Raw genomic sequence first — 2,610 nt, 5'->3', positions numbered from 1 at the left:
AGGCGAACAGCGGTCCGGGCAGGGCCTGGGCGGCACCGTAGCCGGCCAGGAAGCTGTCTTCGTCGAGCATGTCGGTGGCGACGGTTTCGGCGTGGAGCAGAGGCAGGACCACGTGCCCGCCGCCGAAGACCAGGGCGCCGGCGCGGTAGAGGGCATCGCTGATCGACAGCCAGGTGGCGGGGAAGAGCCAGGCCATCAATGGCAGCCCCAGGAGCAGCCCCACAAAGAGCCCAGCGGCCACCAGGCCGCCCCGGCGCCGGAACGGCAGGGACAGGGCCGAGCCGGCCTGAACCGCCACGCGGGGGACGAGCAGGGGCGCGAGCAGGGCGCCGAGGACAAGGGCGCTGATCTGGCCCAGTATGGACAGGCCGAGCAGCAGGGGCAGGCCCAGGGCGGTGGCCACGGCGAGGGCCGCGATCAGCAGGCGTTGCCAGTCCGGGGTGAGGTGGCGGGCCATGCCCCAGACCGCCCAGGCCACCACGCCCACGGCGGCGGCCTTGAGGGCGCGCAGCGGGCCTTCATAGTCGGCCGGATCCAAGGTCGCCAGACCGGCGGCGAGGGCGATCATGATGAGGGCCGAGGGCAGGGTGAAGGCGAGCCAGGCGGCCAGGGCGCCGCCCATGCCCGCACGATGCAGACCGATGGCGAAGCCCACCTGGCTGCTGGCCGGGCCCGGCAGGAATTGGCAGAGAGCGACCAGCTCGGCGTAGGTGGCCGAACTCAGCCACTGTCTTTCCTGGACGAAGACCCGCTGGAAGAAGCCGAGGTGGGCCACCGGCCCGCCAAAGGAGGTGAGCCCGAGCTTGAGGAAGATGGAGAAGACCTCGGTGATGGCTCTCACACTGCCGCTCCCTTGTTTGCCCCGGCACGATGAAAAAAGGGCCAGTTCGCGTGAACTGGCCCTTCTCTTCAATCTGGCTCCCCGGGACGGGCTCGAACCGCCGACCTAGTGATTAACAGTCACCCGCTCTACCAACTGAGCTACCGGGGAATTGATCTGCTCGCCTCAAGCGAGGGCCGCTATCTTATTCGGCCTCGCCCTCGGCGTCAACCGGGGCGAGGCCATTTTATGGCTTCGCTGTGCGGTGGTTTCCTATGCGGATTCGATCGCCTTGCGGATTCGCCCGCAGGCATCTTCCAGGGTGGCCATGTCGGTGGCGTAGGACAGACGCATGTGGCCGGGCAGGCCGAAGGCCGAGCCGGGGACCAGGGCGACGCCGGCTTCCTTGAGCAGGAATTCGGCCAGCTGCTTGTCGTCGTTGATGCCCTTGAGCTTTTCGATCGCCACGCGGAAGTCCGGGAAGCTGTAGAAGGTGCCCATGGAGGGCTTGACCCGCACGCCCGGAATCTCCCGCAGCAGGTCGTAGACCCGGTCATGGCGTTGCTTGAAGGCCTTGACCATCTCACCCACCTTGCTTTGATCGCCGGCGAGGGCCTCGCGGGCGGCGGCCTGGCTGACCGCGGCGGGGTTGGAGGTGGACTGGCCCTGGACCTTCTTCATGGCGCCAATGATTTCGGCGGGGCCGCCGGCATAACCAATGCGCCAGCCGGTCATGGCGTAGGCCTTGGACACGCCGTTGAAGACCACGGTGCGGTCATACAGCTCGGGGGCGACATTGAGCAGGGTGACGAAGGGTTCCTCGGTCCAGAGGATGTGCTCGTACATGTCGTCGGTCGCGATGAGCAGCCTGGGATGGCGCTTGAGCACCTCGGCCAGGGCCTGGAACTCCTCGCGGGTGTAGGCCAGGCCGGTGGGGTTGGAGGGGCTGTTGAGCATCACCAGCTTGGTCTTGTCGGTGATGGCCGCTTCCAGTTGCTCGGGGGTGATCTTGTAGTCCTGCTCCCAGTCGGCGGTGACAAAGACCGGCCTGCCGCCGGCGATCTCCACCATGGCCGGGTAAGAGACCCAGTAGGGGGCGGGGATGATGACTTCGTCGCCGGCGTTGACCACCGCCTGGCAGAGATTGAACAGGCTCTGCTTGGCGCCGGTGGAGACCAGGATCTGATTGAGCTCGTAGTCCAGGCCGTTGTCGCGCTTGAACTTGTCGATCACCGCCTGTTTGAGCTCCGGGGTGCCGTCCACGGCGGTGTATTTGCTGGCACCGGCGCGGATGGCCTCGATGGCGGCCTGCTTGATGTTGTCGGGCGTGTCGAAATCCGGCTCCCCGGCACCCAGGCCGATGATGTCCTGGCCGGCGGCGCGCAGTTCGGCGGCCTTTTGGGTGACTGCCAGGGTGGGAGAGGGCTGAAGACGCTTGACGCGGTCTGAGAGAAAATCGCTCATGGACCCCTTGCCTTGTTATTCTGTGAGTTTCCGCCGCGGATGCGGCACGAGAATGGCCCTATTTTACCTGAGCCAGGGGATACGCGCAGCATGAGTTTCGAGCTGATCAGCGACTACCAGCCCGCCGGCGACCAGCCCGAGGCGATTCGTGGCCTCAACGAGGGCATTGCCAACGGTCTCGCCAGCCAGACCCTGTTGGGGGTCACCGGCTCGGGCAAGACCTTTACCGTGGCCAATGTGATCCAGGCTCAGCAGCGCCCGACCCTGGTCATGGCCCCCAACAAGACCCTGGCCGCCCAGCTCTATGGCGAGCTGCGCGAGTTCTT

General features: G+C 66.4%; 3 protein-coding genes and 1 tRNA gene. 1 reads left to right on the top strand and 3 read right to left on the bottom strand.

The window, feature by feature from the left end:
- The 3 genes from chrA to ACJWXQ_RS01705 form a co-directional block, all read right to left on the bottom strand.
- Nucleotides 1–841 (bottom strand): chromate efflux transporter (gene chrA, locus ACJWXQ_RS01715; RefSeq protein WP_406672027.1); only part of this gene is annotated, 841 nt, incomplete at its 3' end.
- A 74-nt stretch (nucleotides 842–915) separates the two neighbouring features.
- Nucleotides 916–991, bottom strand: a tRNA-Asn gene (locus ACJWXQ_RS01710).
- 102 nt (nucleotides 992–1,093) lie between these two features.
- Complete coding sequence (locus tag ACJWXQ_RS01705; RefSeq protein WP_406672026.1) at nucleotides 1,094–2,284, bottom strand: pyridoxal phosphate-dependent aminotransferase; 1,191 nt, start codon at nucleotides 2,282–2,284, stop codon at nucleotides 1,094–1,096.
- A 90-nt stretch (nucleotides 2,285–2,374) separates the two neighbouring features.
- On the opposite strand from ACJWXQ_RS01705, the gene ACJWXQ_RS01700 reads away from it, so the two are divergent.
- The coding region (locus ACJWXQ_RS01700) for a DEAD/DEAH box helicase family protein (protein ID WP_406672025.1) at nucleotides 2,375–2,610 on the top strand (236 nt) is incomplete at its 3' end.

The organism is Natronospira sp., assembly GCF_007134575.1.
GTDB lineage: Bacteria > Pseudomonadota > Gammaproteobacteria > Natronospirales > Natronospiraceae > Natronospira > Natronospira elongata.
This window is presented reverse-complemented; position numbering and strand designations above follow the sequence as displayed.

Coding starts and splice junctions, on each gene's coding strand:
- ACJWXQ_RS01705 (WP_406672026.1), bottom strand. CDS start 2,284: ATGAGCGATTTTCTCTCAGACCGCGTCAAGCGTCTTCAGCCCTCTCCC.